Source organism: Rhizobium rhododendri (assembly GCF_007000325.2).
Taxonomy (GTDB): domain Bacteria; phylum Pseudomonadota; class Alphaproteobacteria; order Rhizobiales; family Rhizobiaceae; genus Rhizobium; species Rhizobium rhododendri.
The window spans coordinates 2,011,364-2,035,226 of sequence record NZ_CP117267.1 but is presented as its reverse complement, the minus strand read 5'-3'; the positions used below and the strand labels follow the sequence as shown (position 1 = coordinate 2,035,226).

Here is a 23,863-nt window from a genome sequence, read left to right as displayed (position 1 = left end):
CCATCGAGAGCGGCGTCACTCGAATTCGAGGACGCTACTTTCGAAACGGAGAACCGGGATGCCGTCCTGGTTCCCGCCCTCGCAGAGGATGGTGTTGATGATCCATCCCGGGCGCGAGGCGAGGCTGCGGCTCGACAACAGCGTCACCGAATAGCGCACCGTGTCGCCGGCAAAGATCGGTCGCAGCCATTGCAGGTTCTTGAAGCCGGGCGAGGGGCCGAGTTTCGGCGTTTTCAGCCCTTGGCCTTCGAGGCGGGCGGTTTCTTCGTTCCAGAAGGCGACGAAGGTCTTCATCCAGGCCGAGCAGCTGTGCCAGCCAGAGGCGCAGAGGCCGCCGAACAGCGATTGTCTCGCCGCTTCCGGATCGACGTGGAAAGGCTGAGGGTCAAAGCGCGTCGCATAGGCGACGATGCGATCCGCGTCGAAGGTATAGGTGCCGATATCGACCTTGAGGCCGATGGCATAGGTCTCCGCCATGGTCATGCCGGACCCCGTGCCGCAGTCTCGATGCGGAACATGATGGAGTTTTCCCCGAGGCTGACGATCTCGCCGCGTTGGTTCTCCACCTCGTGACGGAATTTGACGATACCGATCCCCGGGCGGGACCGCATGGGACGGGACTGGAGCACCGTGGAACGACCGGACAGCGTATCGCCGGCGAGGACCGGCTTGCGCCATTCCATGAGGTCGATGCCCGGCGAGCCTTCGGAAAGCGAACGGCACAGGAAGCTGTCGAACATCATCCGCATGAACATCGACGAGGTATGCCAGCCCGACGCTGCAAGGCCTCCGAGGATGCTGGCGCGGCCGGCTTCCTCGTCAAGATGCATCGGCTGCGGATCGAATTCCTGCGCGAATGCGATGATTTCCGCCGACGCCACCGCCATCGGGCCGAGCGGAAAGCTGCGGCCGACGGTGAAATCTTCGAATGCAAGTCTCTCGTCAGCCATCGCGGTCTCCTCCCGTTTCGCGCGATACGGCTTGCGCCGGATCAGGTGTTGAAGCGGAAGTGGATGACGTCGCCGTCCTGGACCACGTATTCCTTGCCTTCGTCGCGGCCCTTGCCAGCTTCCTTGGCGCCGACTTCACCCTTGAAGTTGATGTAGTCGTCGTAGCTGATGGTGAAGGCGCGGATGAAGCCGCGTTCGAAATCGGTGTGGATGACGCCGGCCGCTGCCGGTGCCTTCGTGCCACGCGCAATCGTCCAGGCGCGCGTTTCCTTGGGGCCGACGGTGAAGTAGGTGATGAGGTCGAGCAAGCTGTAGCCGGCGCGGATCAGGCGGTCGAGACCGGCTTCCTCTAGACCGAGGGCCTCCAGAAACTCCTTGGATTCCTCATCCGGCAGCTGCGCCACTTCGGATTCGATGGCAGCCGAGATGATGACGCATTGCGACCCTTGCGCCTTGGCCATTTCTTCCACGGCCTTAGTATGAGCGTTGCCGCTGACCGCATCGCTTTCGGCGACGTTGCAGACGTAGAGCACCGGGTGCGACGTCAGCAGGTTCAGCCCCTTCAGGATCTCCAGCTCTTCGGCGTCGAGTTTCGGCAGCAGGGTGCGGACCGGCTTGCCTTCGTTGAGGAGCGCGAGCGACGCGTCCATCATCGGCAACAGCGTCATCGATTCCTTGTCGTTGCTCTTGGCGCGCTTGCGAGTCTGCTCGGTGCGGCGCTCCAGGCTCTCGAGATCGGCCAGCATCAGTTCCGTGTCAATTGTCTCGGCATCGCCGACCGGATTGATGCGGCCTTCGACGTGGGTGATGTCGTCGTCTTCGAAGCAGCGCAGCACGTGCACGACAGCATCGACTTCGCGGATATTGGCGAGGAACTTGTTGCCGAGGCCTTCGCCCTTGGAGGCTCCGCGCACGAGGCCTGCGATGTCGACGAAGGAAATGCGGGTCGGGATGATTTCCTTCGAGCCCGCAATACCGGCCAGCTTCTGCATGCGCGGATCCGGCACGGCGACTTCGCCGGTGTTCGGTTCGATGGTACAGAACGGATAGTTGGCCGCCTGAGCCTGCGCCGTCTTGGTCAGCGCATTGAAGAGTGTGGACTTACCGACATTCGGAAGGCCGACGATACCGCATTTGAAGCCCATGGCTGTGACACCTGATTTACTGGAAATGTTCTGTGCGTATGAGATAAAGGAGCAGGGCGGTCAAGCCTTTCGGCACCTGCAGGGCCGTTGTCTTGAAGGTATGGCGGATTTGCCCTACAATCCGCGACGAGGCGATGGGATTGAAAGGCGGCGCGATAACGTCAAAAGGCCGGTCGATTCTATCGGGGGCGCTATGGTTTGCCCATCGGCCGCGCTGGTTATCGAGCAGGGGCCTCAGCTTGTAAGACACGCATGTTCGTTCTTGAACATTGTCCGCTTGAACACAGCCTGTCGCAGCGCAATATAAGGCCAAGTCGAGCCCAGCAGAGCTCCGGCGTCTTCAGGAGACGGATTTTCCATGAGTGCCAGCAGTACAAACCTCAAACCCAAGACCGTGACCAAGCCTAAGCTTGAGCAGCCCAAGATGTACAAGGTCATCCTGATCAACGACGATTTTACGCCGCGCGACTTCGTCATCATGGTGCTGAAGGCCGTGTTCCGCATGAGCGAGGAAACCGGAGCGAGGATGATGATGACAGCCCATCAACTGGGTTCCTGCGTCATCGTCGTATGCGCCAAGGACATTGCCGAGACCAAGGCCAAGGAAGCCACCGACTACGGCAAGGAAGCCGGATTCCCGCTGATGTTCACCACCGAGCCGGAGGAATAGGCGGGGAGAGCATTGTTGCCTGGGAGGCTATCCTCTTTTGACGTTCAATCGTTGCGGATCTGGAAGCCGGCCTTGTTCTGGGTGAAACCGCAGCTTTCATAGAAGCGATGTATATGTTCGCGCTGCCGCTCTGTCAGCAGCATCACCTTGTAACAGCCGGCGGTAAAGGCGACATCAATGGCGTGCAGCATAACAGTGCGCCCATAGCCTTTGCTGCGTTGCTCCTCCAGCGTCACGACATTTTCGATGAGAGCGTAAGGTCGAGTTCCACGGGTAAGGTTGGGGATGATCAGAAGCGTTGCCGTGGACACCGGTCGATGGTCGGCGGTCCCGAGAAAGACACGGAGGCCCGGCTGCGCCAGCATTTCTGCGTAAGCGGTCTGCGCCGCATCCGCCGTCGGTTCGGGATCGGCGGGGTTTAGTTGCCGGTAGAGGTCGAGAAGCTGGTCAAGGTCCGAAGCTTCGGCCTGGCGTACGGCAAACCCTGCTTCCCCGCTGCCGGTCATTGGTCGCCGTCCTTACCGCCAAACAACTTCTTCAGCATGTCCGCCATCGGTCCTGTGGTCGGCAGGGCCTTGGGCTGGTTGAAATTGCGTGCAGCGCGGATGTGCGACTGGCCTGGTGGCTTTCCCGATGCGGCCAGCTTCGGTGCCTTTTCTTCCGACGACTTGTCGCCGACAGCGAGCGCCAGCTTGTTCATCAACTGCGAGTCCTCGTTGCGGACAAGCATGTCGGCGTGGTCGGCCAGCGTTTCGAGCAGAGGCTCGAGCCAGGTCTTGTCGGACTTGGCGAAGTCGCCGAGCACGTAGCTCTGTACCAGGTCCTTGACGCCGGGATGGCCGATGCCGAGGCGAAGGCGGCGATATTCCCGGCCGGCATGGGCGTCTATCGACTTGATGCCGTTGTGTCCGCCATGGCCGCCGCCCGTCTTCAGCCGTGCGCGGCCCGGAACGAGATCGAGTTCATCGTAGATGACGACGAGATCCGAAGGCTGCAGCTTGTAAAAGCGCATCGCCTCCGCGACGGACTCGCCCGACAGGTTCATGAATGTTTGCGGCTTGATCAGCAGTACCTTCTGGCCATCGAGTTCACCTTCGGCAATGACGGCCTTGAACTTCTTCGTCCAGGGCGAGAAGCTGTGGCGACGGTGGATGGCATCGACGGCCAGGAAGCCGATGTTGTGGCGATTGGCTTTGTACTGGGGGCCGGGATTGCCGAGGCCGGCGATAAGAAGCATGGCTGTCGTCCTTTCGCAGATGACGGAGCCGTTCATCGACGCGAATGGGTCGTCAAGTCAAGACGGATTTTCTGACGGGTGAGGGGGCCAAGCGTCAGTTTTCGAGCGCCATGCCGTATTGCTCGAAGAGTTGCTTCTGCGTTCCGTCGGCGATCAGTGCGGTCAAGGCAACCTGCATCTTCTGGCGCAAATCCTCCGGAAAATCCTTGTGGCAGGCGATGCCAATCACCTGGCGCGATAAGAGGACGACGCGCTCCAGCGGCTTGCCCTCCTTGATCAGCTTGTCCATGTAGGGTTCCGATAGCGGCATCATGTCGATGCGGTCGTTCATCAGTTTTTTCAGCGTCGCCGACATGGTGGTGGCAACGTCGATCTTCGGGAAATCGAGATTGCGCAGCAGGGTCTCCGTATAGTCCTCGCGCCAGGTGCCGACGGAAAACTGCCTTGCTTGCTCGAGGGTTGCAGCGTTCACCGCGGTGCCGGTATGCTTGACGAGGAAATTGCGGTCGATCAGCAGTGGCTCCACCCATTTGAACAGGGCATCGCGCTCCGTTGTATGGGCAGTTGCAAATACGCAGTTCATCGGTGTCGTGCGGGCTTGTGAATAGGCGCGAGCCCAAGGGACGACGTCGATGGTAAAGTCGTTCAATCCGCGCATCAGCAGCTTGATCTGGTCGACGGCAGCGCCCTTGATGTCGCTTCCTTCGCGGTAGCTGAAGGGCGGATATTCTTCGGTCACGAAGGATACGGTCTGCGCCTCGGCCGTGACGGTGAGATGGGAGGCGATCAGGAGAGGCAAAAGCATTTTGATCATGGGCTTCTCCCGCGCGAGGTTCAGGATGCGATGGCCATGCTGCTGCGACCGCCGGGCATGCGGCCTGCCAGCGTTTCCATCAGCGCATCCGGATGCTGTGGCCTGTGGAAGAGATAGCCCTGGCCATAGTCGATACCCATGGCGATCAGCGTCGCGCACTCGTCCTCGGTCTCTATGCCTTCTGCGATCACCGTACAGTTCATCTTGTGCGACAGGGTCGTGATGCTTTCGACCAGCATCCGGCTCTTGCGACGGACGTCCGGAGACGCGTCGTTGATGGCCTTGGTGAACGACTGGTCGATTTTGATGATGTCGACTGGAAAGCGGTTGATGTAGCTCAGCGACGAATAGCCCGTCCCGAAATCGTCCAGTGCGATGCGACATCCGAAACTGCAGATCTCATTGATGATGTTGCGGACCTCGGGATTGTCGTCCATCAGGACCGCCTCGGTGATCTCGATAACGATCCGCTGCGGCTTGATTTCGTGGCGCATGAGTAAACCGGCGATCAGGGCCGGCAGTGCCGGCTCGAACTGCAGCGGCGAGAAGTTGATCGCGAGATAGACATCCTGCATCCCGTCGAGCTTGGAGATGCGGGCGAGGTTGGCGATGGCTTTTTCCATGATCCGCGTTCCGATGCGGATGATGGATCCCGTTTCCTCGGCGATATCGATGATCGGCTTTGGCGGCAGGATGCCCTTCTGCGGATGATGCAGGCGCATGAGCGCCTCGAAGCCGGCGATCGCGCGATCCTCGATGTTGACGATCGGCTGCAGGTAAGCCTCGAACCAGTCTTCGGTCAGCCCAGTCTCGATGAAGGTTTCGACCTCGGCGCGGCCACGTGCGTCGTCCAGCATGCTGTTGTCGAAGATCTGCGCGCCATTTTTGCCCTCGCGTTTCTTGGCATACATGGCCATGTCGGACTTCTGCAGCAATTCGGAGGCGTTGGCAGCGTGGCGCGGATAGATAGCGATACCGATGCTGGCGCTCAGGCGGGCGTCGCCGACGAACGGGGCTGCGAAGATCTCTGCGACGCTGGCTGCCATGGCGAGTGCCTTTTCTTCCGCGTCTTCGGACAAGATCAGAATTGCAAATTCGTCTCCGCCGAGGCGGGCTGCGATGTCACCCGGCGATAGGTGGGCCTGCAGGCGCGCGACAAGTTCGCACAGTGCTGCATCGCCGGCAGCGTGGCCGAGATTGTCGTTGATCCACTTGAAACGGTCAAGATCGATAAACAGGCAGGCGAGTTCCCGGTGACGCAGGTCTGCCTCGTTGATCTTGGCATCGAGCGCGGTCTCGAAACCCTGGCGGTTCAGGAGGCCGGTCAGGTGATCGGTGATCGCCTGGCGCAGATTGCGGTCTTCGGATTGCTTGAGTTCGGTGACATCCGTCATGACCGACAGCGACCGTCCGCCCTTGACGGCTGTCGATTCCAGGATGAGCAGGTCCATGATCCGGCCGTCGATACAGGGGAACTTGACCGTCACCTCGATCTGCGGTGCGGCCCGGCCGTGTTGCTGCTTTCGCTGAATGTATTTCTCGCGGGACTGTTCCATCAGCAGGCTGGCGAAGGGGCGGCCGAGCACCTGCTCCCGTCGGTAGCCTGTCGCGGCCAGCCAGTAATCACTGACGGCGGAAATGCAATCGTTCTCGTCGAGGGAGAACAGCATGGCGGGCGTGAGGTTGTAGGTATCGGTTGCGCCGCGATGGGCGAGCTTCAGCTCCGTCTCCTCGCGCTCCAGCTTGATCTGCATCTCGTTGAAGCTGCGCGCCAGCCGACCCATTTCGTCGTTCGACTGCCAGTCGACGTGGTGGCGGGAGCCGAGCTGGCGTGTCGCCTCGATGGCATGGGCGAGCCGCATCAGCGGCTGGATGACAAATATCCGGTTACCGATCAGGGCTGTTCCGAAAACGGTCAGTACGGCGAAGATGAAAATCGAGATGAAGACGATCTCTTCGTGCTTCAGTCCGTCGAAGATGCCGAGTTGCGGGTAGAGAACGGTGATGGTGCCGAGCGTCTTCTTGCCGTCCACCGTGTTGTAGGTGATGGCGCGCGAGATCGATTCCAGCTTGCCGTCGAAGGATTTGGGAATGGTCGACTGGGTGATGTCCAACTGGCCGGATGTATCGCGGACATTGACCTGGACCTGCTCGCCCTCGGAGACAGTGGTGGCGCTGACCTGGGTGATGGTATCCTCGTCCAGATCCCAGAGGGGCTTGGCAAGCGCCTGTGCATTGGCGGCCAGCAAGACCGTGATGTGATCGCGGATTTCCTTCTCGGCGCGTTCCGACGAGAGAAACAGGAACAGCACGAACAGCGGTGCGACAAAGACCAGAAGGGCGCCGCAGACGATCGCAAAAAACCTGTTTTCGACGGAATTGTTCATCGCGTCCGAATCTTCCCCTGGTTGAAGGTGGCGCTCGAGCGATGTCGATCGGACGGCTGCAACTCTGTGGCGTAAAGTTTCACAGATTTGTTAAGGGTTGCTGAAACGGCGGGGTTAACGGTGTGGTACTGCGGTGCCCGAGGCCAATGGTCCCAACTTGGTTGCAGGCACGAAAAAACCCGCCGTCCGTTGAGGATGGCGGGTTCTGATCTCTTCGACGTTTTCGGAAAAGCTTACTCTTCCGAAGTGCCTTCTTCTTCTGTCGTTTCGTCTTCAACGACGTCGACTACCGGCGGAACGATCGTGGCAATCGTGAAGTCACGATCGGTGATCACAGGCTGTACATCTTTCGGCAGTGTAACGTCCGAAATGTGGATGCTGTCGCCGATCTTCAGGCCGGTCAGGTCGACCGAGAAGGATTCCGGGATCTTGTCGGCAGGGCAGGTGACTTCAACGGCGTGGCGAACGATGTTGAGAACGCCGCCGACCTTGATGCCAGGGGCCTTGTCGTCGTTGAGGAAGTGAACCGGGATTTCAACGGTCACCTGGGTGTTGCCGGAGACGCGCAGAAAATCGACGTGCAGAACGAAGTCACGGACCGGGTCGAGCTGGTAGTCCTTCGGCAGGACGCGGTAGGACTTGCCGTCGACTTCGACCGTTACGATCGTTGTCAGGAAGCCACCGGCGTGAACGCGCTTGGTGACTTCATTGGTGTTCAAGGTGATGGAAACGGGAGCCTGCTTGTCGCCATAGATGACAGCAGGAATGAGACCTTTGCGGCGAAGTTCACGGGCGGACCCCTTACCGACCCGTTCGCGTGCGTCGGCCTTGAGCTGATAGCTTTGGTTGCTCATGGCAATTCCTTTCAAGATTACTGGAGAGTCTTGGCCTTTGCGGTGAACCGCGTGGCAAGACCGGAGGACGGCCGAAACCGGCCCCATCCGCATTGCCTCCAAGGGTGTCTGCGCGGACGCGTGGCGTATAGGGCAAAAGACTGTAAAACGCAAGACTACCGGCCGCATCGCGACGGAAACGCGATATTAACGCCGAAAAGCGGTTTGGCCTCGTCTTCTGGAGACGGGAATGTCAGGCTATTTGCGCCGGGTATTCTACGGAAAATCGGTTGCGGTTTCTCCGACATGCGAGACTTGGGCATTTACCGAAGTGCGGAACCGATCCGCGTCGCATGGATAATATCGGAGGCGGTCGGGTTTCGGCGGATCGACGGTTGACAGGTTGTAGCGTCGTCTTTCACAGTCGCCCGGTGCAACGGCATAGGGAGAGTTGTTATGCGTTACCGGACCATCGCTGCTGCAATCGTTCTGACAACCGGTCTTTCAGGCGCATCTTACGGCGCCGAGGTGAACGAGCAGGGTGCCAAGGATCTGCGTAACTCGCTCAGCGCGTTCCTGCCCCACGATATCGCCAGCACTTTCCTCTCCGTCAAGCCGATAGGCAATCGTTACGAGGTTACCTACGACCTCACGAAGTTGCTCGACCGGTTTCCTTCCCCTGATTTCACGATTTCCGGCCTTAAGCCGCTCACGATGTTCGCGGCGCCTGCGGAGAAGGGCTTGTGGAACATCGATGGCGACAATTCCCTCGATATTTCCGCTCATTCCAAGCTGGGCGACGGGCCGGCGACCGATATCCAATATCAGATGGGGTCGATGGTCTATAGCGGGGTGTTCGATCCTGCGATCAGCTACATGCGCTCGCTGGATGCGACGGCGAGGGACTTCAGAATGTCCTCGATCTCAGGGGCTCAAAAGGTCGAGGCTGGCGCTGCCGGCATGACCTACAAGTTCTCGTCCATCGATACGGCCAGGCCGGGCACCGTCGATATGCTCGCCAGCGGTGCGATGCCCAGCTTTTACGAGAAGATCGCCGGCCAGGCCTCGGGCAATGCCGAGATCAAGGCGGACAATATGACATTCGACGCCAAGGCGACCGGCGTACCGATCAATGCATTGCGCGATCTCATCCGCTTTGTTTTCGAACACGCCGAAGCCAAGAAGCTGTCGAAGCGCGGTGGCGAAAAATTCCAGAAGCTGGTGCGCAATGCGCTGCCGCTGTTCGGCTCGCTCGAGGAAACCGCCGTCGCCAGCAATCTCTCGGTACTGACCGATGTCGGGACGGCGTCGCTGGACAAGCTCACCTACTCCTTCAAGATGAACGGCCTGACCGAAGCGTCCAGCATCGGCTTCGGGCTGAGGGCGGAAAAGCTGAAGCTTGCTTCCGGCCTGGTGCCAGAGGGCTACGAGGCGCTGGTGCCCGACACGACCGTGGTGGAAGTCGGTATCCCCGACATGAACTTCGCGGCGGCTGCCGACATACTGCTGAACACCGATTTCTCGACGCCGGAGGGCCTGTCCACTGAAAGCGGCCGGAAGATCGGCAGTGCCATCTTTCCAAACGACAAGCTGACGATCGACTTTCCCGAGATCAGCGCGGTTTCCAGCGTTTATGATATCGCTGTCTCCGGCAAGGTTGTCTCCAACCTCCAGCAAACCAATCGCTACGCGTTGCAGATGAGCGTGCTTTCCCGCGACTACGACAAGACTATCGCCTTCGTCCAGAATGCCGCAAAGACCGACGCTGAGCTTAACCAGATCTCCTTTGGGATGATGATGGCGAAGGGATTTGCCAAGACCGATCCGGACGGCCGGCAGCGCTGGGATGTGACTGTGACCGAGGATGGCGCCTTCACCGTCAATGGCCAGGTAATCACCCCGGCAAAGTGACGACGCCTTTTCGAGGAGCTGCCCTTCACGTGCCGATACCAATGGCAAGCTGCACTTAGGCATTGCGCTTGCCGGCGTTTCGCGCGAAGATTTCAGCTTCGAAGCCTTGGGAGGGGCGCATGCACAATGAGATGGCTCATGCGGAGCGGGTCTACGCCAGCGCGCAGCTTAAATCGGCTGCGGCGAGTTCACCGATCATAGCCTCCTGGCACCGCTGCATGTCGATGTATCAGCTGGCGCCGGAGCAGAACCGCGCACCGCTGCGCCTGACGGATGAGGAGTTCCGGCTGGCAAGGGAGCAATCGGCACAACTCATCGTCGAAGCGACCGACGAGCTCGACCGCCTGTTCCTGACGGTCGGCAAGGCCGGCTGCTGCCTGCTTCTCACCGACAGCAAGGGCGTTGCGCTGGAGCGGCGCGGAACCGGCAGCGAGGACAAGGATTTTCGCAGCCTCGGGCTTTGGCCTGGCGCCGTCTGGAGCGAGGCCAGCGCCGGGACCAACGGCATCGGTACAGCACTGGCCGACGAGCGTTCGGTGACTATCTATCGCGACCAGCATTTTCTCTCTTCGAACATCAATCTCAGCTGCACGTCTGCGCCGATCCGCGACCATCGTGGGCAGCTGACGGCCGCGCTCGATATTTCGACCTGCCGCGAGGACGTCAACGAAATGGCGCTGGCCATCCTGTCGCAGGCGGTGCGCGATGCCGCGCTTCGCATCGAGACCAATCTCTTCCGCAGCGCTTTTCGCGGCTCCCGAATTGTCATGGTTCCAAGCGGCAGCAATCCGGCGGCAGCGCTTCTGGCCGTCGACAAGGACGACCTCATTCTCGGCGCCACCCGCGCTGCAAGGCTGGCGCTCAAACTCGACGATGCCCGGATAAAGGCTGGACTGCCGGCATCCGATGCCTTGCACGAGGATCGCAGTGACGATGGCGCAGACCTCATGGAGGCCGAACGCGCAGCCCTGCGCCGCGTGCTGTCGCGCAACCACGGCAACGTTTCCCAGGCAGCCCAGCAGCTCGGCATCAGTCGCGCGACGATGCACCGCAAGATGAAGAAGCTCGCGCTTCACTGACATTTCAGTCGGAGCTGACGATGGGCAATACGGCTCGCACGCAGTCTCATGAGGCTGTGTGGACCGAGCCGACCGGGTAGATGTTGCCTATCGTGTGATCGTTTGCCTGTCGCATAGGCATCATCTTGTCTCACAAGTGAAACACTGTGCACTGCGGCATTGATTGCCGGCTCTACCTCAGGCGCCTTTCCGGGTGCAGGTTCCTCCCATCGATCCGCAGGATCAGTTCACCCAGGGAGAATGACATGCTGCATCAGAAAATCGTCGAGTCGCCGTTCAAGCTGAAATACGGCAACTACATCGGTGGCCAGTGGCGCGAGCCGATCTCCGGAAAATACTTCGACAACACCACCCCCGTGACCGGCGGCAAACTCTGCGAAATTCCTCGCTCCGACGAGAAGGACATCAACGCTGCCCTCGACGCCGCCCATGCCGCCAAGGATAGCTGGGGCAAGACGTCCACCACGGAGCGCTCGAACATCCTGATGAAGGTGGCGCAGCGTATGGAGGACAATCTAGAGCTGCTCGCCAAGGCCGAGACTTGGGATAACGGCAAGCCGATCCGCGAAACCATGGCGGCCGACATTCCGCTGGCAATCGACCACTTCCGCTATTTCGCGGCCTGCATCCGTGCCCAGGAAGGCTCGATCGGCGAAATCGACCACGACACGGTCGCCTACCATTTTCATGAACCGCTCGGTGTCGTCGGCCAGATCATTCCATGGAATTTTCCGATCCTGATGGCCGCGTGGAAGCTCGCGCCGGCGCTTGCTGCCGGCAATTGCGTGGTCATCAAGCCTGCCGAACAGACGCCGGCGTCCCTGCTGATCTGGGCCGAACTGGTCGGCGACCTGTTTCCTGCCGGCGTTCTCAACATCGTCAATGGCTTTGGCCTCGAAGCTGGCAAGCCGCTGGCCACCAGCCCGCGCATCGCCAAGATTGCCTTCACCGGCGAAACCTCGACGGGCCGGCTGATCATGCAGTATGCTAGCCAGAACCTCATCCCCGTGACGCTGGAACTGGGCGGCAAGTCGCCGAACATCTTCTTCGACGACGTCATGTCGCAGGACGACGATTTCCTCGACAAGGCGCTGGAAGGCTTTGCGATGTTCGCGCTCAACCAGGGCGAAGTCTGCACATGCCCCAGCCGGGCGCTGATCCAGGAATCGATCTATGACCGCTTCATGGAAAAGGCCGTCAAGCGCGTCGAGGCGATCAAGCAGGGCAATCCGCTTGACAGCGCCACGATGATCGGCGCGCAGGCCTCCAGCGAGCAGCTGGAAAAGATCCTGGCCTATCTCGACATCGGCCGGCAGGAAGGCGCGGAAGTGCTGACTGGCGGCTCGCGCAACGACCTCGGCGGCGAACTCGCCAACGGTTTCTACGTCAAGCCAACGATCTTCAAGGGCCACAACAAGATGCGGGTGTTCCAGGAAGAGATCTTCGGCCCCGTGGTCTCGGTGACGATGTTCAAGGACGACAAGGAAGCGCTGGAGATCGCCAACGACACCCTTTACGGCCTCGGTGCTGGTGTCTGGAGCCGTGACGCCAACCGTTGCTACCGCTTTGGCCGCGAAATCCAGGCGGGACGTGTCTGGACCAACTGTTACCACGCTTATCCGGCCCATGCGGCATTCGGCGGTTACAAGCAGTCGGGCGTCGGCCGTGAAAACCACAAGATGATGCTCGATCACTACCAGCAGACCAAGAACATGCTGGTGAGCTACAGCACAAAGGCTCTCGGTTTCTTCTGAGAGCGGTGCGAATGGCTGAAGCTATCGGCCCTCTCCCTGACAAAGGGGGAGGGCAAAGCGTTTGCAGGAGGCGAGATGTCCGAAACCATCAATGGCGAACCGAGGGTTCTGGCGACCGATGCGGCGCTGGAGTTGATCCGCGAAATCCAGGTCGACCATCCCCACGTGCTTTTCCACCAGTCCGGCGGCTGCTGCGATGGATCGTCGCCGATGTGCTACCCCGTGGAGGAGTTCATGATCGGCGATCATGACGTGAAGCTCGGCGAGATCGGCGGCGTCCCGGTCTACATATCCGGCAGCCAGTTCGAAGCCTGGAGGCACACACAGCTGATCATCGACGTTGTGCCGGGCAGGGGCGGCATGTTCTCGCTCGACAACGGCCGCGAGAAAAGGTTTCTGACGCGCTCACGAATGTTCGACGGAGGCGAAGCCTGCGCGATCCCCTTGGTGAAAAGGGTCTAGGAGTCATACATTTGCGGTGACGGCAGTCTCAGTCGAACAGGCTGGAAACTGATTCTTCCAGGCTGGTCCGGTTTATCGCCTCGCCCATGAGGCTCGCCGTCGAGATGACGCGGATGTTGTGGGCAGATTGTACCGCTGTCGTCGGCTGGATCGAGTCGGTGATGACCAGCTCTTTCAGTTTCGACGATGTTACGCGGGTGACGGCGCCACCGGACAACACCCCATGGGTAATGTAAGCGGTGACACTAAGGGCGCCGTTCTTCAACAATGCTTCGGCGGCGTTGACTAGCGTACCGCCGGAATCAACAATATCGTCGATCAAGATGCAATCTTTGCCATGGACGTCGCCGATGATGTTCATCACTTCGGATTCGCCCGGGCGGTCGCGCCGCTTGTCAACGATCGCGAGCAGACAGTCCAATCTTTTGGCAAGCGCCCGTGCGCGAACTACGCCGCCGACATCAGGGGAAACAACAGTGATGTTGCTGATGTCGTAATGCGCCTTGATGTCCCGCGTCAGGATTGGCAAGGCGTAAAGATTGTCTGTCGGGATGTCGAAGAAGCCCTGAATTTGCCCGGCGTGAAGGTCGAGTGTGAGAACACGGTCAGCCCCGGCCTCGGTGATTAGGTTGGCCACCAGCTTCGCAGAAATGGGCGTGCGCGGACCGGGCTTGCGGTCTTGGCGGGCATAACCGAAATAGGGAAGAACGGCAGTAATGCGCCGAGCGGAAGACCGACGCATTGCGTCGATCATGATCAGCAGTTCCATCAGGTGATCATTAGCAGGATATGAAGTAGACTGTACAAGGAAGACGTCCTCGCCGCGGACGTTTTCCTGGATCTCGACGAAGATCTCCTGGTCTGCGAACCTGCGGACAGTTGCCCTGCCCAAGGGCACGTTGAGATAATTGCAGATCGCTTCGGCAAGTTGCCGGTTCGAGTTCCCTGCGAAAACCTTCATTTTGGTCCGCCCATTTCCAGTTTGATAGCCGCGCTTTTAACCGCCCCGGTCTCGAATGCAAGGGCTTAGGACAAGTGAAGCCCAGAATTGTGTGTAGGGGGGATGCTATGCACCGCGTGTCTGACGCCAGCCATTGAATTCGGCGATCGTCTTCGAGGCGATTTTCTGCATGACGGAGGGCGGAACAGCGGCCCATGGATCGCCGCGCTTCAGCGGTACGCTCTCCGTGCCCTGGATACGGTGCAGGCGTCCGCCGGTGCTGTCCAGCACGTCCCAGACGTAGGAGACGGTGATCTGGGGGCCGTCTGCAAAGGTCGTGAGGTAGCCTTTCAGAATGTAGGCGGCGGCGGTGTCGCCCGATCCCTTGATCGTCAGCCCGTTGGCGCGCGCCTCAACGCCCAGCTGTCGCGATAGCGGCGTAACGGCCTCAACCGGTCCTCCGATAATCGGCAGGAAGCGGATGGTGTTGCCGTCGCTCGCTGCAGCCGGCGGAAGCGATGCTTGCTGCTGCTCGCCATCGGGCTGTTGTTGCCCGGCGTCGGATTGATCGCTCTGCTCGGCGGCCTGTTGTTGCTCTTGCGCAGGCTGCGGGTCGCTCAGTCGACGCTCGGCCTCGCGTTGCTCGTCGGATTGCGACGGCAGGGAATTTTCCGCGTCATCCTGACCCTGCGACATGCCATCGTGGAGCGGCTTGGACGCAACCGGGTTGCGGCCGCCGCTGCGCAGCGCATCGGCCTGCTCGTCCAGCGTTGCGGATGAACTGCCGGTGGTGCTGTAGCCCTGCTGCTGGTAGCTGGATTGATAGCTGTCCCGGGTCTGGGCGCCATAAGTCGGCTGGTGGGGAGCCGCCGCCATCCGCTCGACCTCGCGCTGGGTGACCGGGGCGGAGGCGACATCGTCGCCGATACCGACCCGAGGTGTCAGCGCGTCGGTCGTGTTACAGGCGGACAAGGCCGCGAATGCGACCACGATGATCGGTATCGACCTGACAGACACCATGGTTCCTGCGTCCCTTCATCGCCCGGTTGAGCCGGCGGGTGACAGGACAGCATCGGCTTGATCCTCGTTCCCGCTCGAAGAGACAGGATACGCCCTTACCGGTTAAGAAATTCGAGCGGATGGCGCGAAAGAGTTTTGGGAGCGTCCGCGGTCGTCAGGTAGGTCTGGCCGAGGGTCATCGCCGTGCCGGTGTCGGAATCCATGATGATCATGTGAACGAACAGCGACATGCCGGGCTCGATCTCCTGCGGATTGCCGATGTGGAACATCTGCTGTTCCATCCAGGAGGGCGAGAAGCGGGCGCCGAGGGAATAGCCGCAGGCGTTGAGCCGGTGCCGCGCCAGGCCGCGCTCGTCCATGATCCTCGCATGCATGTCGAACACGTCGCCAAAGTTATGGCCCGGCTTCATCACGGTCTCGATGGCCTGGATAGTTTCGAGGCAGGCGCTGAACAGCTCGCGGTGGCGATGTGTCGGCTCGCCCACGACGATCGTGCGCATCATGGCAGCATGGTAGTGGGCGTAGGTACCGGCCCACTCCAGCGTCAGTTGGTCGTTGGCATCCAGCTTGCGACGGCCCGCCTTGTAGCGGCAGAGAAGGGCATCGATGCCGGAGCCGATGATGAATTCGTTGGCCGGATAGTCGCCTCCGCCGGAAAATACCGCTCCCTGCATGGCTGCAAGGATCGCGGCTTCATCGCCGCCGGGCCCGGTCAATGCCAGCGCCGCATCCAGCGCATCGTCGGCAAGGGCTGCCGCGCGCTCGACATAGGCAAGTTCGGTCGGGCTCTTTACCAACCGGAGACGGCCGACGAGGTAGGAAGCATCGACCAGCTGGGCGAACGATGTCAGCTGATCGTCGAGCAGGCGTGCGACGCGGCCGGTCATGCCGTGCGTATCGTATTCGACGCCGATGCGGGCGCCGAGCAGGTCCATTTCGCTCAGCAGGTTCTTCAGATCGAGCGTCGGGTCGGCGTTGATGCGGTCGACCCAGATGTGGATGTCCTCGATGATGGAAGTCTGGCGCGCCTGGCGCAGGTCTGCCGAGCGGGTCAGCAACGTCATGGTGCCGTCCGCCTTTACCACCAGCGTCTGGAAGAAGCAGTAGCCGAAGGTATCGTAGCCTGTCAGCCAGTACATGCTCTCCTGGGCAAAGAGCAGCATCGCGTCGAGCTTCTCCTCTTCCATCTTTGCCGTCAACCTTGCGAGGCGGTCGGCGAATTCGGTGCGTTCGAAGTGCAGGGCCATGTTAAAACGTGTCCTCGATTGCGATGGCTGAGATCTGCCGGCCGTAGTCTTCCTGGCGCTCATGGGTCGTGCGGCGGTAGGAAAAAAAGCGGTCGGCATCGGGGTAGGTGCAAAGGCCCAGGCTTTCGGCCGTGACGCCGGCTGCCGTCAACCGGTCGATGGTGAGGGCCGGCAGGTCGAACATCGCGTGGCCCTGATTGGCCGACCCCGAGAAATAGCGCGTGTAGGCCGGATCATGGGCGAGGAAGCGTTCGACGAACTCCGGGCCGACTTCGTAGCTGCTGCTGCTGATCGACGGGCCGAGGCAGGCAACGATCGATCTGCGCTCTGCGCCAAGCGACACCATCGCGTCGATGGTGTTTTCGAGTACGCCTGTCAGCGCACCCTTCCATCCCGCGTGGGCTGCACCGATCACCCGGTTCTTGGCATCGGCAAAAAGGATCGGGCCGCAATCGGCTGCCAGCACGCCGAGCACTATGCCGGGCACGGCTGTCACCAGCGCGTCGGCCTGCTGTCTTGTGCCGTCATAGCCGGCATCGATGGTAACGACGTCGGCGGAGTGGATTTGATGGACGGTGGCGAGCCTTTCGACCGGCTGGCCGAACCACGCAGCGACCCGATGGCGGTTTTCCTCGACCGCAGCCCGCTCATCGCGGGAGCCGAGTCCGACATTGAGGCCACGATAGATACCCTCGGAGACGCCGCCTTGTCGGGTAAAGTAGCCGTGGCGGATGCCGGGACGGCCGATTGCCGCCAGCAGCGGGCTTTCCAGGGGTTGCAGCAATGAGTCGTCCTTCACGTCCGGTTTCGTCTGGCTTGCGCAGCCGTTGCCTGGCGTGCGGTCCGCTGCTTCGATGGCGCAGATGTTTTCCCCACGGCAGGCGGGCTGTCAATCCACCGGGCGGAACGGCATCAGGTCGATGGCCGGACTGGAAACTGCCAGCACCTTGAACAGTTCCCCCATCTTGCCTTCGCCAGCGCCGGCCAGCCTGTCCACGGCTAGCTGGATATCGCGCTGCACCGTGCCGTCCTGTCCCCGGCCAAGCGCACCGGCGCGGTCCGCCAGTCCGAGCCCTATCAGGAAATCGCCTTGGTAGGCGCAACCGTTGACGTGGATGCCTTCGGCGAGCGCTGCTTCGGCAAGGCTCTGGAAATCGACGTGGCTGGTGAGGTCCGCTTCGCCGGGATGGGCGAGCGGCGGATCGTATTCATGCATCCGCACGGCCTGCAGCGTGTCGCCGAAACCCGTCGACAGATGGCCGTAGTCGATGATGACGGCAGTGCCGCCATTGCTGCCGAGCCGCTCGCAGATGGCGCTCATCACCGCCTGGCGGGCAGGGGCGATTTCAAAGACAGTGCCGAGCGGCGTCTTGGGCGCGGATTCAGGCATCAGTGCTGGATCGAGGGTTGCGATGCCGGCAGCAAAGCTGAGCTCGTCATCGATGTCGAGCACCACCACCCGCTCGCGAAAGCCCGTTGCGGTGCGTACAAACTGGCGGATCGGGATGGCATCGAACAGCTCGTTGGCGGCCAGCAGCGTGAAGCCATGGGGGACGTCGTTGAAATCCACATGCCAGGCGACCTTGGCGCCATGGGACTGCAGCGTCTCCTGCTGGATGTCGCGCAGTCGTTCGCTGGTTTCGACCAGATGCACCTGCATGCTGTCGTAGAGCAGCGGTGCAAGGCGCCGAATGACGCGCAGCATGTCCGACATCATCGTGCCGCGACCGGGGCCGATCTCGACAAGGCGCACACCCGGCGGCGTGCCGTGGCGCTGCCAGGCATGCACCATGAAGACGCCGATCATCTCGCCGAACAGCTGGCTGACCTCTGGCGCGGTCACGAAGTCGCCGGAAGGGCCGAAGGGTTCGCGCGTGCGGTAGTAGCCGTGCTGCGGGTCCGCGAGGCACAGCGAGAAATAATCGGTGACGCTGATCGGCCCGTTGGCGCGGATGATGGTCTTGATCTTTTCCCCTAGCGCGGTTGTCATCGCATCTCCCCCGAAACGCTCAGACTGGATGTCGCTGGATGGTATCGGCCCGGACAGCCCGAACAGCGCGTATGGCAGCCCAGAGACCGAGCAGGATCATCGGCAGCGACAGCACCATACCCATGGTCAGCCAGTCGGTACCGAGGAGATAGCCGAGCTGCGCATCCGGTTCGCGAAAGAACTCGACGAAGATGCGCGACAGCGCATAGCCGGTGACGAAAACGCCGCTGGTGAGGCCCGGTCGCTTCAGGGTCAGCAGCCAATGGGTGATGACAAACAGCACCAGGAACAGCACGATGCCCTCGAGGCCTGCCTCGTAGAGCTGGCTCGGATGACGGCTGAGCGGCCCGCCTGTCGGAAAGACGATAGCCCACGGCACCGTCGAGACGCGACCCCAGAGTTCGCCGTTGACGAAATTGGCGATGCGTCCGCAGAACAGTCCGATCGGCACGACGGTGGCGATGACGTCGAACAGGCTCCACATCGGAATGCCATTGCGGCGGGAGAACAGGATCATCGCGACGGTCGAGCCTATAAGGCCACCATGGAACGACATTCCTCCGTTCCAGATTTCGAATGCGCGCAGCGGATTTTCGCTGACGGCTTGCATGTCGTAGAACAACACGTAGCCAATGCGACCGCCAAGCACGATGCCGAGTGCAATCCAGACAACGAAGTCATCGAGATGGGCAATGGTCATCGGCGCCTTGCCATCACGCCACAGTCGTTCGTTGGTGACCAGACGCCTCGCATAGCCCCAGCCGAGCAGGATGCCGATGACATAGGCAAGTCCGTACCAGTGTATCGCCAGCGGACCTATGGAGAAGGCCACCGGATCGATATCCGGGAAGGGAATCATTGCCATAAGAAGGGCGGGTGTCTGCAAGGTGATCGATCCAATAATGCGCGCTGAACATGCTGCCGAAACGAGGCATGATGATGTCGATTAAACCGAACCATGACAATTGCAAGCGCTGTGCTGAGTTGCCCACGGCTTAAACCGCTTGCAACGGGACTTCCGAAATCCTAACTCAACACTATCTTGGAGGTGAAAACCCTTCACCGGGCCGTTGGCCGCAAAGGAGAGCAGCATGACCACAGGACCGAACCGCATCATGGATGAATTCGCCAAGCTGATGACCGATGCCGCTGGCGCCGCGCAGGGCGTCCGCCGCGAAATCGAAACCGCCTTCAATGCCCAGGCCGAACGCTGGCTTAACAGCATGGACATCGTCAAGCGCGAGGAGTTCGAAGCCGTGCGCGAAATGGCGGTCAAGGCGCGTGACGAAAACGATGCGCTCAAGGCCCGTATCGAAGCGCTCGAGGCGAAGCTTTCCGCCAAGGCAAAGTGATTTCAGCCCCCAAGGCTGGTCCGACGGGCATGGTGGATCTCCACCATGCCCGTTTTGTTATCATTTGAACGAATTTTTTAAGACCTGTGGACATGTACAAAAAACTCAATCGCCAGAGTCATTTATGACTCGCTTCTGAATCGATCTCGCAACACCTTTCCACAGGCGGATCGGGGATTTGTAATTTGAGGGGATGGCGCCGGCCTACAGCGCCTATACACTGATTTTAAATGATGATTCGGAACGGCCTTGGTAAGCTCCGGGCATGGTGGTCACGATATACTGGCCCCGTTCAACATCATCCCAGTGGTTGTGCCGGAGTTACTGTCTGCAGGGTAGTGTGTTGAAGCACAAGCAGCTGCATTCACTCCGGTTGAAAAGGTGCTGTATGAGCCTGATGGAAATTGAACTTGAGCGCCAGTCCAACCCGGTCGATATGATCGAGTTCGTCGCTGCCAATAACGACTGGTCCTTCGAGAGGTCGGGCGAAGACGAGATCGCCATGACCGTAGCCGGCCACTGGGCCGATTATCACGTGTCGTTTTCATGGATGGAAGAGTGCGAGGCCCTGCACATTGCCTGCGCGTTCGACATCAAGGTCGCAGAAACCCGCGTCAACGAAGTCATCCGTCTGCTCTCCTGCATCAACGGCCAGGTGATGATGGGTCATTTCGACCTGTGGCGCCAGGAAGACGTGGTGATTTTCCGCCAGTCGCTGCTGCTCGCCGGTGGCGCCGAGCCGACCAACCGTCAGGTTGAAGTGCTGCTTTCCAACGGTCTTGAAACCTGCGAAGCGTATTATCAGGCCTTCCAGTTTGTCGTCTGGTCCGGCATGGAGGCCAAGAGCGCGATGGAAGCTGTCCTGTTCGAAACCGTTGGTGAGTGCTGATATGACGCCTGCCGCCGCTTCCGTCCCTTCTTCGGGGCCGATCGTTCTGGTCGGTGCTGGTAATATGGGCGGCGCGCTGCTGACTGGCTGGCTGAAGAGCGGTGTTGCCGGTTCTTCGGTGATCGTCGTCGATCCGGGTCCGGCAGCCCCGATGCTGACGATGATTGCGGAAGCCGGCGCCCGTCATGTCACCAGTTTGCCCGAGGGTATAGAGGCCGGCGTTCTTTTTCTGGCGCTGAAGCCGCAGGTGATGGAAGCGGTGCTGCCGTCGCTGCGCCATGCCGTGGGCACTGAGACAGTCATCGTATCCGTTGCGGCCGGCAAGACGCTGGCTTTCCTCGAGACCCATCTCGGCAAGGCAGCCATGGTCCGCGCCATGCCGAACACGCCGGCCATGGTCGGTCGTGGCGTCACCGGCGCCTATGCCAACGAGGCGACAGACGAGCGCCGTCGCCAGATCGTCCAGAATCTCCTGAAAGTTTCCGGCCCCGTCGAATGGGTGCCCGAGGAAGCAGATATCGATGCCGTCACGGCTGTTTCCGGAAGCGGACCGGCCTATGTCTTCTATCTCGTGGAATGCATGGCGGAGGCAGGTCGCAAGCTTGGCCTGCAGGCGGACCTCGCCATGCGTCTTGCACGGGAAACCGTCGCGGGAGCTGGCGAACTTCTTCACCAGCTCCCCGACGATGCGTCGAGGCTGCGCCAGAACGTCACTTCGCCGGGCGGCACCACCGCAGCGGCTCTCGCCGTGCTGATGGCAGAGGACGGCATGCAGCCGTTGTTCGACGAGGCGATCGCTGCTGCCCGTCTGCGTGCGCAGGAACTGGCTGGCTGACACAACGGAGCTCCCCATGACCGAAGAGATCACCTATGGCGATTTCGAGAAGGTAGACATCCGCGTCGGCACGATCGTCGAGGCGGAGGATTTTCCGCAGGCACGCAAGCCGGCCTTCAAGCTGAAAATCGATTTCGGCCCGGAGATCGGCATCAAGAAATCCTCGGCACAGATCACCGTCCACTACACAATTGAAACGTTGATCGGTCGCCAAGTGCTCGGCGTCGTCAATTTCCCGCCACGCCAGATCGGGCCGTTCCGCTCGGAAGTGCTCACCCTCGGTTTCGAGGACGAGGCAGGCGCCATCGTGCTTGCCGCTGTCGAGCGTGGCGCGCCGAACGGGCGCCGGATGATGTGAACGGCATTGCCGCTCAGTGGATATCCCGCGACACTGGGTCGGTAACGCTGAAATCGAAAAACTCCGCTTCGAAGCCGGCGCGCTGCGGTGAGCAGAAGGCCGGGCCGACCATCAACTCCGTGATCGCCGGGTTGAAATAGGCGAGCCTTGCCATGCGCCAGTCGGTCATTGCGTCCGTGCGGTACTGGATGAACAGCGCGTCGCCGTTGCGGGTCACACGCACCGACAAGGCATCGAAGTCGTGATCGAGCCTGAAGGCCGACCAGTCGGAATGCCCGTTGGTGACGACGACGCTGAAATGCTTGGCGCCATCTGTAAATTCGATGCCGCATTTGACCCAGTGCGTCGCGTCGTGGCGGATCATCAGGCCCGCCTGGTCATAGAGATGTTCGTAATGGCCCGAAAAGCTGACGCTGGCCGTGAAATCGCCGTGGCGTGGCTGGTGCAGGAAGTGGCCGTCGTCCCGGTGGAAGCCGTAATAGGTACCCTGCCAGAAGTCGGTTTTTTCGCCGGACCGGACGAACAGTCGTCCGTCGCGCAACTCCGATAAAGGCGGTTCATTCAGCCAGGTCATTGCCGAAAGATCGAACGTCATAGGGCCTCCTCAGGCAGGAATACGGACGGTGGCTCTCAGGCCACCAAGAGGACTGTCACCGAGCGTGATGTTGCCACCATGGCTGCGGGCGATGTCGAGTGCGATCGACAGACCGAGGCCCGTGCCGGAATTGTCCAGATTGCGTGCGGCGTCGAGCCTGAAGAACGGCTTGAAGACGTCCTCGCGGTTGGCGGCCGGAATGCCGGGGCCGTCGTCATCGAAAACGACCGTCAGCCAGCGGGCGCTGTGCTTGGCCTCGATACGCAGGGTATTGGCGTAGCGCCGTGCATTCGAGGCAAGGTTGGTGACCAGCCGGTTGAAGGCGTTGGGGCGGACGGAGACGACGTTGTCGCCTTCGAGTTCATAGGCGAACGACTTGCCATGCAGGCTGAAATCGACCTCCAGCCTGTCGAAAAGATCGGTCAGCTTCAGGCTTCCGACGTCCTCCTCCGCTTCGCCACGAGCAAAGGCCATGTAGCCCTCAAGCATGCTCTGCATGTCCTCGACGTCCTCGTTGAGGCCCGCGAGGTCAGGATTGTCGCCGGCCAGCGCCAGTTGCAGCTTGAACCGCGTGAGGACAGTGCGCAGGTCATGGCTGACGCCGCTCAGCATCGCCGTGCGCTGCTCGATCTGGCGCTCGATGCGCTCGCGCATGAGGATGAAGGCGAGGCCGGCGCGGCGGACTTCGTCGGCGCCGCGTGGCAGGAAGGTTTCCATCTTCTGGCCCTTGCCGAAGCTCTCGGCGGCCCTGGCCAGCGCTTCGATCGGCCTGATCTGGCCGCGCAGGAACAGAACCGCGATAATGATGAGCACCAACGAGGTGCCGACCATCCAGAAAATGAAGATCTGGGTGTTAGAGGCATAGGTCTGGCTGCGGCGGGCAAAGACCCGCAGGACCTTGTCCTTCAGCTTTATGCGGATTTCGACGACGCCGGAATCACCGACCGTATCGATCCAGAAGGGCAGGTTGATCTGCTCATGGATTTCCTCGCTGAGGATATCGTCGAGGATGGAGAAGAACGGTTTGGAAAGCGGCCTCGGCAGTTCGCTGTTAGCCTCGATCGATATGCTGAGCCCGAGTTTGTCGCGAGCGATACGGGTGACTTCGGTGTAGTCGGCATCCTGGGGATAGGTTTGGATGATGTCGATAATGCTGGCGATATCGCGGGTCGTCGCCATCGACAACCGCTGGGTCACCATCTGCCAGTAGCGCTCCATGAACACGGCGGCGACGACGGCCTGCAGCAGGATCATCGGGATGATGATGATCAGCAGCGAGCGCGTATAGAGACCGGTCGGCAGGCGGCGACGCAGCCAGCGGTTTGCCGACTTGATGCGCGACGTCGGCACGTGCTCGTGGTTGCGCCTGATCGTGTCGAATGCTGCCATCGTTAC

25 protein-coding genes are annotated in these 23,863 nt (G+C 60.7%); 9 read left to right on the top strand and 16 right to left on the bottom strand.

Annotated elements, in window-relative coordinates; translation table 11 throughout:
- Positions 1–15: 15 nt before the first annotated feature.
- Genes PR018_RS09950 through ychF form a run of 3 tightly spaced genes read right to left on the bottom strand, consistent with a single transcriptional unit; the run spans position 16 to position 2,095 of the window.
- On the bottom strand, positions 16–483 hold the full coding sequence (locus PR018_RS09950; RefSeq protein WP_142823343.1) for a MaoC family dehydratase: 468 nt from the start codon (positions 481–483) through the stop codon (positions 16–18).
- A complete protein-coding gene (locus PR018_RS09945) occupies positions 480–950 on the bottom strand; it encodes a MaoC family dehydratase (RefSeq protein WP_142823342.1) in 471 nt (156 codons plus the stop codon). Before PR018_RS09945 ends, PR018_RS09950 begins: the two co-directional genes overlap by 4 nt.
- Positions 951–991: 41 nt before the next feature.
- On the bottom strand, positions 992–2,095 hold the full coding sequence (gene ychF, locus PR018_RS09940) for a redox-regulated ATPase YchF (protein WP_142823341.1): 1,104 nt from the start codon (positions 2,093–2,095) through the stop codon (positions 992–994).
- 358 nt (positions 2,096–2,453) lie between these two features.
- On the opposite strand from ychF, the gene clpS reads away from it, so the two are divergent.
- Positions 2,454–2,765, top strand: a complete 312-nt coding sequence (gene clpS / locus PR018_RS09935; RefSeq protein WP_142823340.1) for an ATP-dependent Clp protease adapter ClpS — start codon at positions 2,454–2,456, stop codon at positions 2,763–2,765.
- A 44-nt stretch (positions 2,766–2,809) separates the two neighbouring features.
- Here clpS and PR018_RS09930 read toward each other — a convergent pair whose 3' ends face one another.
- The 5 genes from PR018_RS09930 to PR018_RS09910 form a co-directional block, all read right to left on the bottom strand.
- A complete protein-coding gene (locus PR018_RS09930; protein WP_142823339.1) occupies positions 2,810–3,271 on the bottom strand; it encodes a GNAT family N-acetyltransferase in 462 nt (153 codons plus the stop codon).
- The gene (pth, locus tag PR018_RS09925; protein ID WP_142823338.1) at positions 3,268–4,002 is read right to left on the bottom strand and encodes an aminoacyl-tRNA hydrolase; all 735 of its coding nucleotides are present in this window, start codon (positions 4,000–4,002) and stop codon (positions 3,268–3,270) included. Before pth ends, PR018_RS09930 begins: the two co-directional genes overlap by 4 nt.
- 94 nt (positions 4,003–4,096) lie before the next feature.
- Positions 4,097–4,813, bottom strand: coding sequence for a substrate-binding periplasmic protein (locus PR018_RS09920; protein WP_374113748.1), 717 nt, complete (start codon positions 4,811–4,813; stop codon positions 4,097–4,099).
- 23 nt (positions 4,814–4,836) lie between these two features.
- Positions 4,837–7,203 carry a putative bifunctional diguanylate cyclase/phosphodiesterase gene (locus PR018_RS09915; RefSeq protein ID WP_142823336.1) on the bottom strand — a complete coding sequence of 789 codons (2,367 nt, stop codon included), beginning with the start codon at positions 7,201–7,203 and terminating at the stop codon, positions 4,837–4,839.
- A gap of 233 nt (positions 7,204–7,436) precedes the next feature.
- The gene (locus PR018_RS09910) at positions 7,437–8,057 is read right to left on the bottom strand and encodes a 50S ribosomal protein L25/general stress protein Ctc (protein WP_142823335.1); all 621 of its coding nucleotides are present in this window, start codon (positions 8,055–8,057) and stop codon (positions 7,437–7,439) included.
- A 435-nt stretch (positions 8,058–8,492) separates the two neighbouring features.
- Between PR018_RS09910 and PR018_RS09905 the strand changes: the two genes are divergently transcribed.
- The 4 genes from PR018_RS09905 to PR018_RS09890 all read left to right on the top strand — a co-directional run bounded on the left by PR018_RS09905 (position 8,493) and on the right by PR018_RS09890 (position 13,242).
- Positions 8,493–9,947: a hypothetical protein gene (locus PR018_RS09905; protein ID WP_142823334.1), complete on the top strand. Its 1,455-nt coding sequence runs from the start codon at positions 8,493–8,495 to the stop codon at positions 9,945–9,947.
- Between the two features lie 119 nt (positions 9,948–10,066).
- Complete coding sequence (locus PR018_RS09900; protein WP_142823333.1) at positions 10,067–11,026, top strand: helix-turn-helix domain-containing protein; 960 nt, start codon at positions 10,067–10,069, stop codon at positions 11,024–11,026.
- Between the two features lie 245 nt (positions 11,027–11,271).
- Complete coding sequence (gene adh / locus PR018_RS09895) at positions 11,272–12,780, top strand: aldehyde dehydrogenase (protein ID WP_142823332.1); 1,509 nt, start codon at positions 11,272–11,274, stop codon at positions 12,778–12,780.
- A 75-nt stretch (positions 12,781–12,855) separates the two neighbouring features.
- Positions 12,856–13,242, top strand: a complete 387-nt coding sequence (locus tag PR018_RS09890) for a DUF779 domain-containing protein (protein ID WP_142823331.1) — start codon at positions 12,856–12,858, stop codon at positions 13,240–13,242.
- Positions 13,243–13,270: 28 nt separating this feature from the next.
- Here PR018_RS09890 and PR018_RS09885 read toward each other — a convergent pair whose 3' ends face one another.
- The 6 genes from PR018_RS09885 to lgt form a co-directional block, all read right to left on the bottom strand.
- Positions 13,271–14,203 (bottom strand): ribose-phosphate pyrophosphokinase, encoded by a 933-nt coding sequence (locus PR018_RS09885; protein WP_142823330.1) that lies wholly within the window; start codon positions 14,201–14,203, stop codon positions 13,271–13,273.
- 105 nt (positions 14,204–14,308) lie between these two features.
- Positions 14,309–15,202, bottom strand: a complete 894-nt coding sequence (locus PR018_RS09880; RefSeq protein WP_142829280.1) for a hypothetical protein — start codon at positions 15,200–15,202, stop codon at positions 14,309–14,311.
- A 95-nt stretch (positions 15,203–15,297) separates the two neighbouring features.
- Complete coding sequence (locus PR018_RS09875; protein ID WP_142823328.1) at positions 15,298–16,449, bottom strand: M24 family metallopeptidase; 1,152 nt, start codon at positions 16,447–16,449, stop codon at positions 15,298–15,300.
- A gap of 1 nt (position 16,450) precedes the next feature.
- Entirely contained in the window at positions 16,451–17,248 is a 798-nt protein-coding gene (gene pgeF / locus PR018_RS09870) for a peptidoglycan editing factor PgeF (protein WP_142823327.1), read from the bottom strand.
- Between the two features lie 90 nt (positions 17,249–17,338).
- Positions 17,339–18,439, bottom strand: coding sequence for a class I SAM-dependent methyltransferase (locus PR018_RS09865; RefSeq protein ID WP_142823326.1), 1,101 nt, complete (start codon positions 18,437–18,439; stop codon positions 17,339–17,341).
- 19 nt (positions 18,440–18,458) lie between these two features.
- Positions 18,459–19,325: a prolipoprotein diacylglyceryl transferase gene (gene lgt / locus PR018_RS09860; protein WP_142823325.1), complete on the bottom strand. Its 867-nt coding sequence runs from the start codon at positions 19,323–19,325 to the stop codon at positions 18,459–18,461.
- A gap of 205 nt (positions 19,326–19,530) precedes the next feature.
- Here lgt and PR018_RS09855 point away from each other — a divergent pair, with 205 nt between their 5' ends.
- The 4 genes from PR018_RS09855 to PR018_RS09840 all read left to right on the top strand — a co-directional run bounded on the left by PR018_RS09855 (position 19,531) and on the right by PR018_RS09840 (position 21,873).
- Entirely contained in the window at positions 19,531–19,791 is a 261-nt protein-coding gene (locus tag PR018_RS09855) for an accessory factor UbiK family protein (protein WP_142823324.1), read from the top strand.
- A 388-nt stretch (positions 19,792–20,179) separates the two neighbouring features.
- Positions 20,180–20,680, top strand: a complete 501-nt coding sequence (locus PR018_RS09850) for a type III secretion system chaperone family protein (protein ID WP_111222713.1) — start codon at positions 20,180–20,182, stop codon at positions 20,678–20,680.
- 1 nt (position 20,681) lies between these two features.
- The gene (gene proC, locus PR018_RS09845) at positions 20,682–21,515 is read left to right on the top strand and encodes a pyrroline-5-carboxylate reductase (RefSeq protein WP_142823323.1); all 834 of its coding nucleotides are present in this window, start codon (positions 20,682–20,684) and stop codon (positions 21,513–21,515) included.
- A gap of 16 nt (positions 21,516–21,531) precedes the next feature.
- Entirely contained in the window at positions 21,532–21,873 is a 342-nt protein-coding gene (locus PR018_RS09840; RefSeq protein WP_142823322.1) for a tRNA-binding protein, read from the top strand.
- A gap of 13 nt (positions 21,874–21,886) precedes the next feature.
- On the opposite strand, the gene PR018_RS09835 is transcribed toward PR018_RS09840, so the two are convergent.
- Complete coding sequence (locus PR018_RS09835; protein WP_142823321.1) at positions 21,887–22,468, bottom strand: DUF1349 domain-containing protein; 582 nt, start codon at positions 22,466–22,468, stop codon at positions 21,887–21,889.
- A gap of 9 nt (positions 22,469–22,477) precedes the next feature.
- Positions 22,478–23,857, bottom strand: coding sequence for an ATP-binding protein (locus tag PR018_RS09830; protein ID WP_142823320.1), 1,380 nt, complete (start codon positions 23,855–23,857; stop codon positions 22,478–22,480).
- Positions 23,858–23,863: the final 6 nt, after the last annotated feature.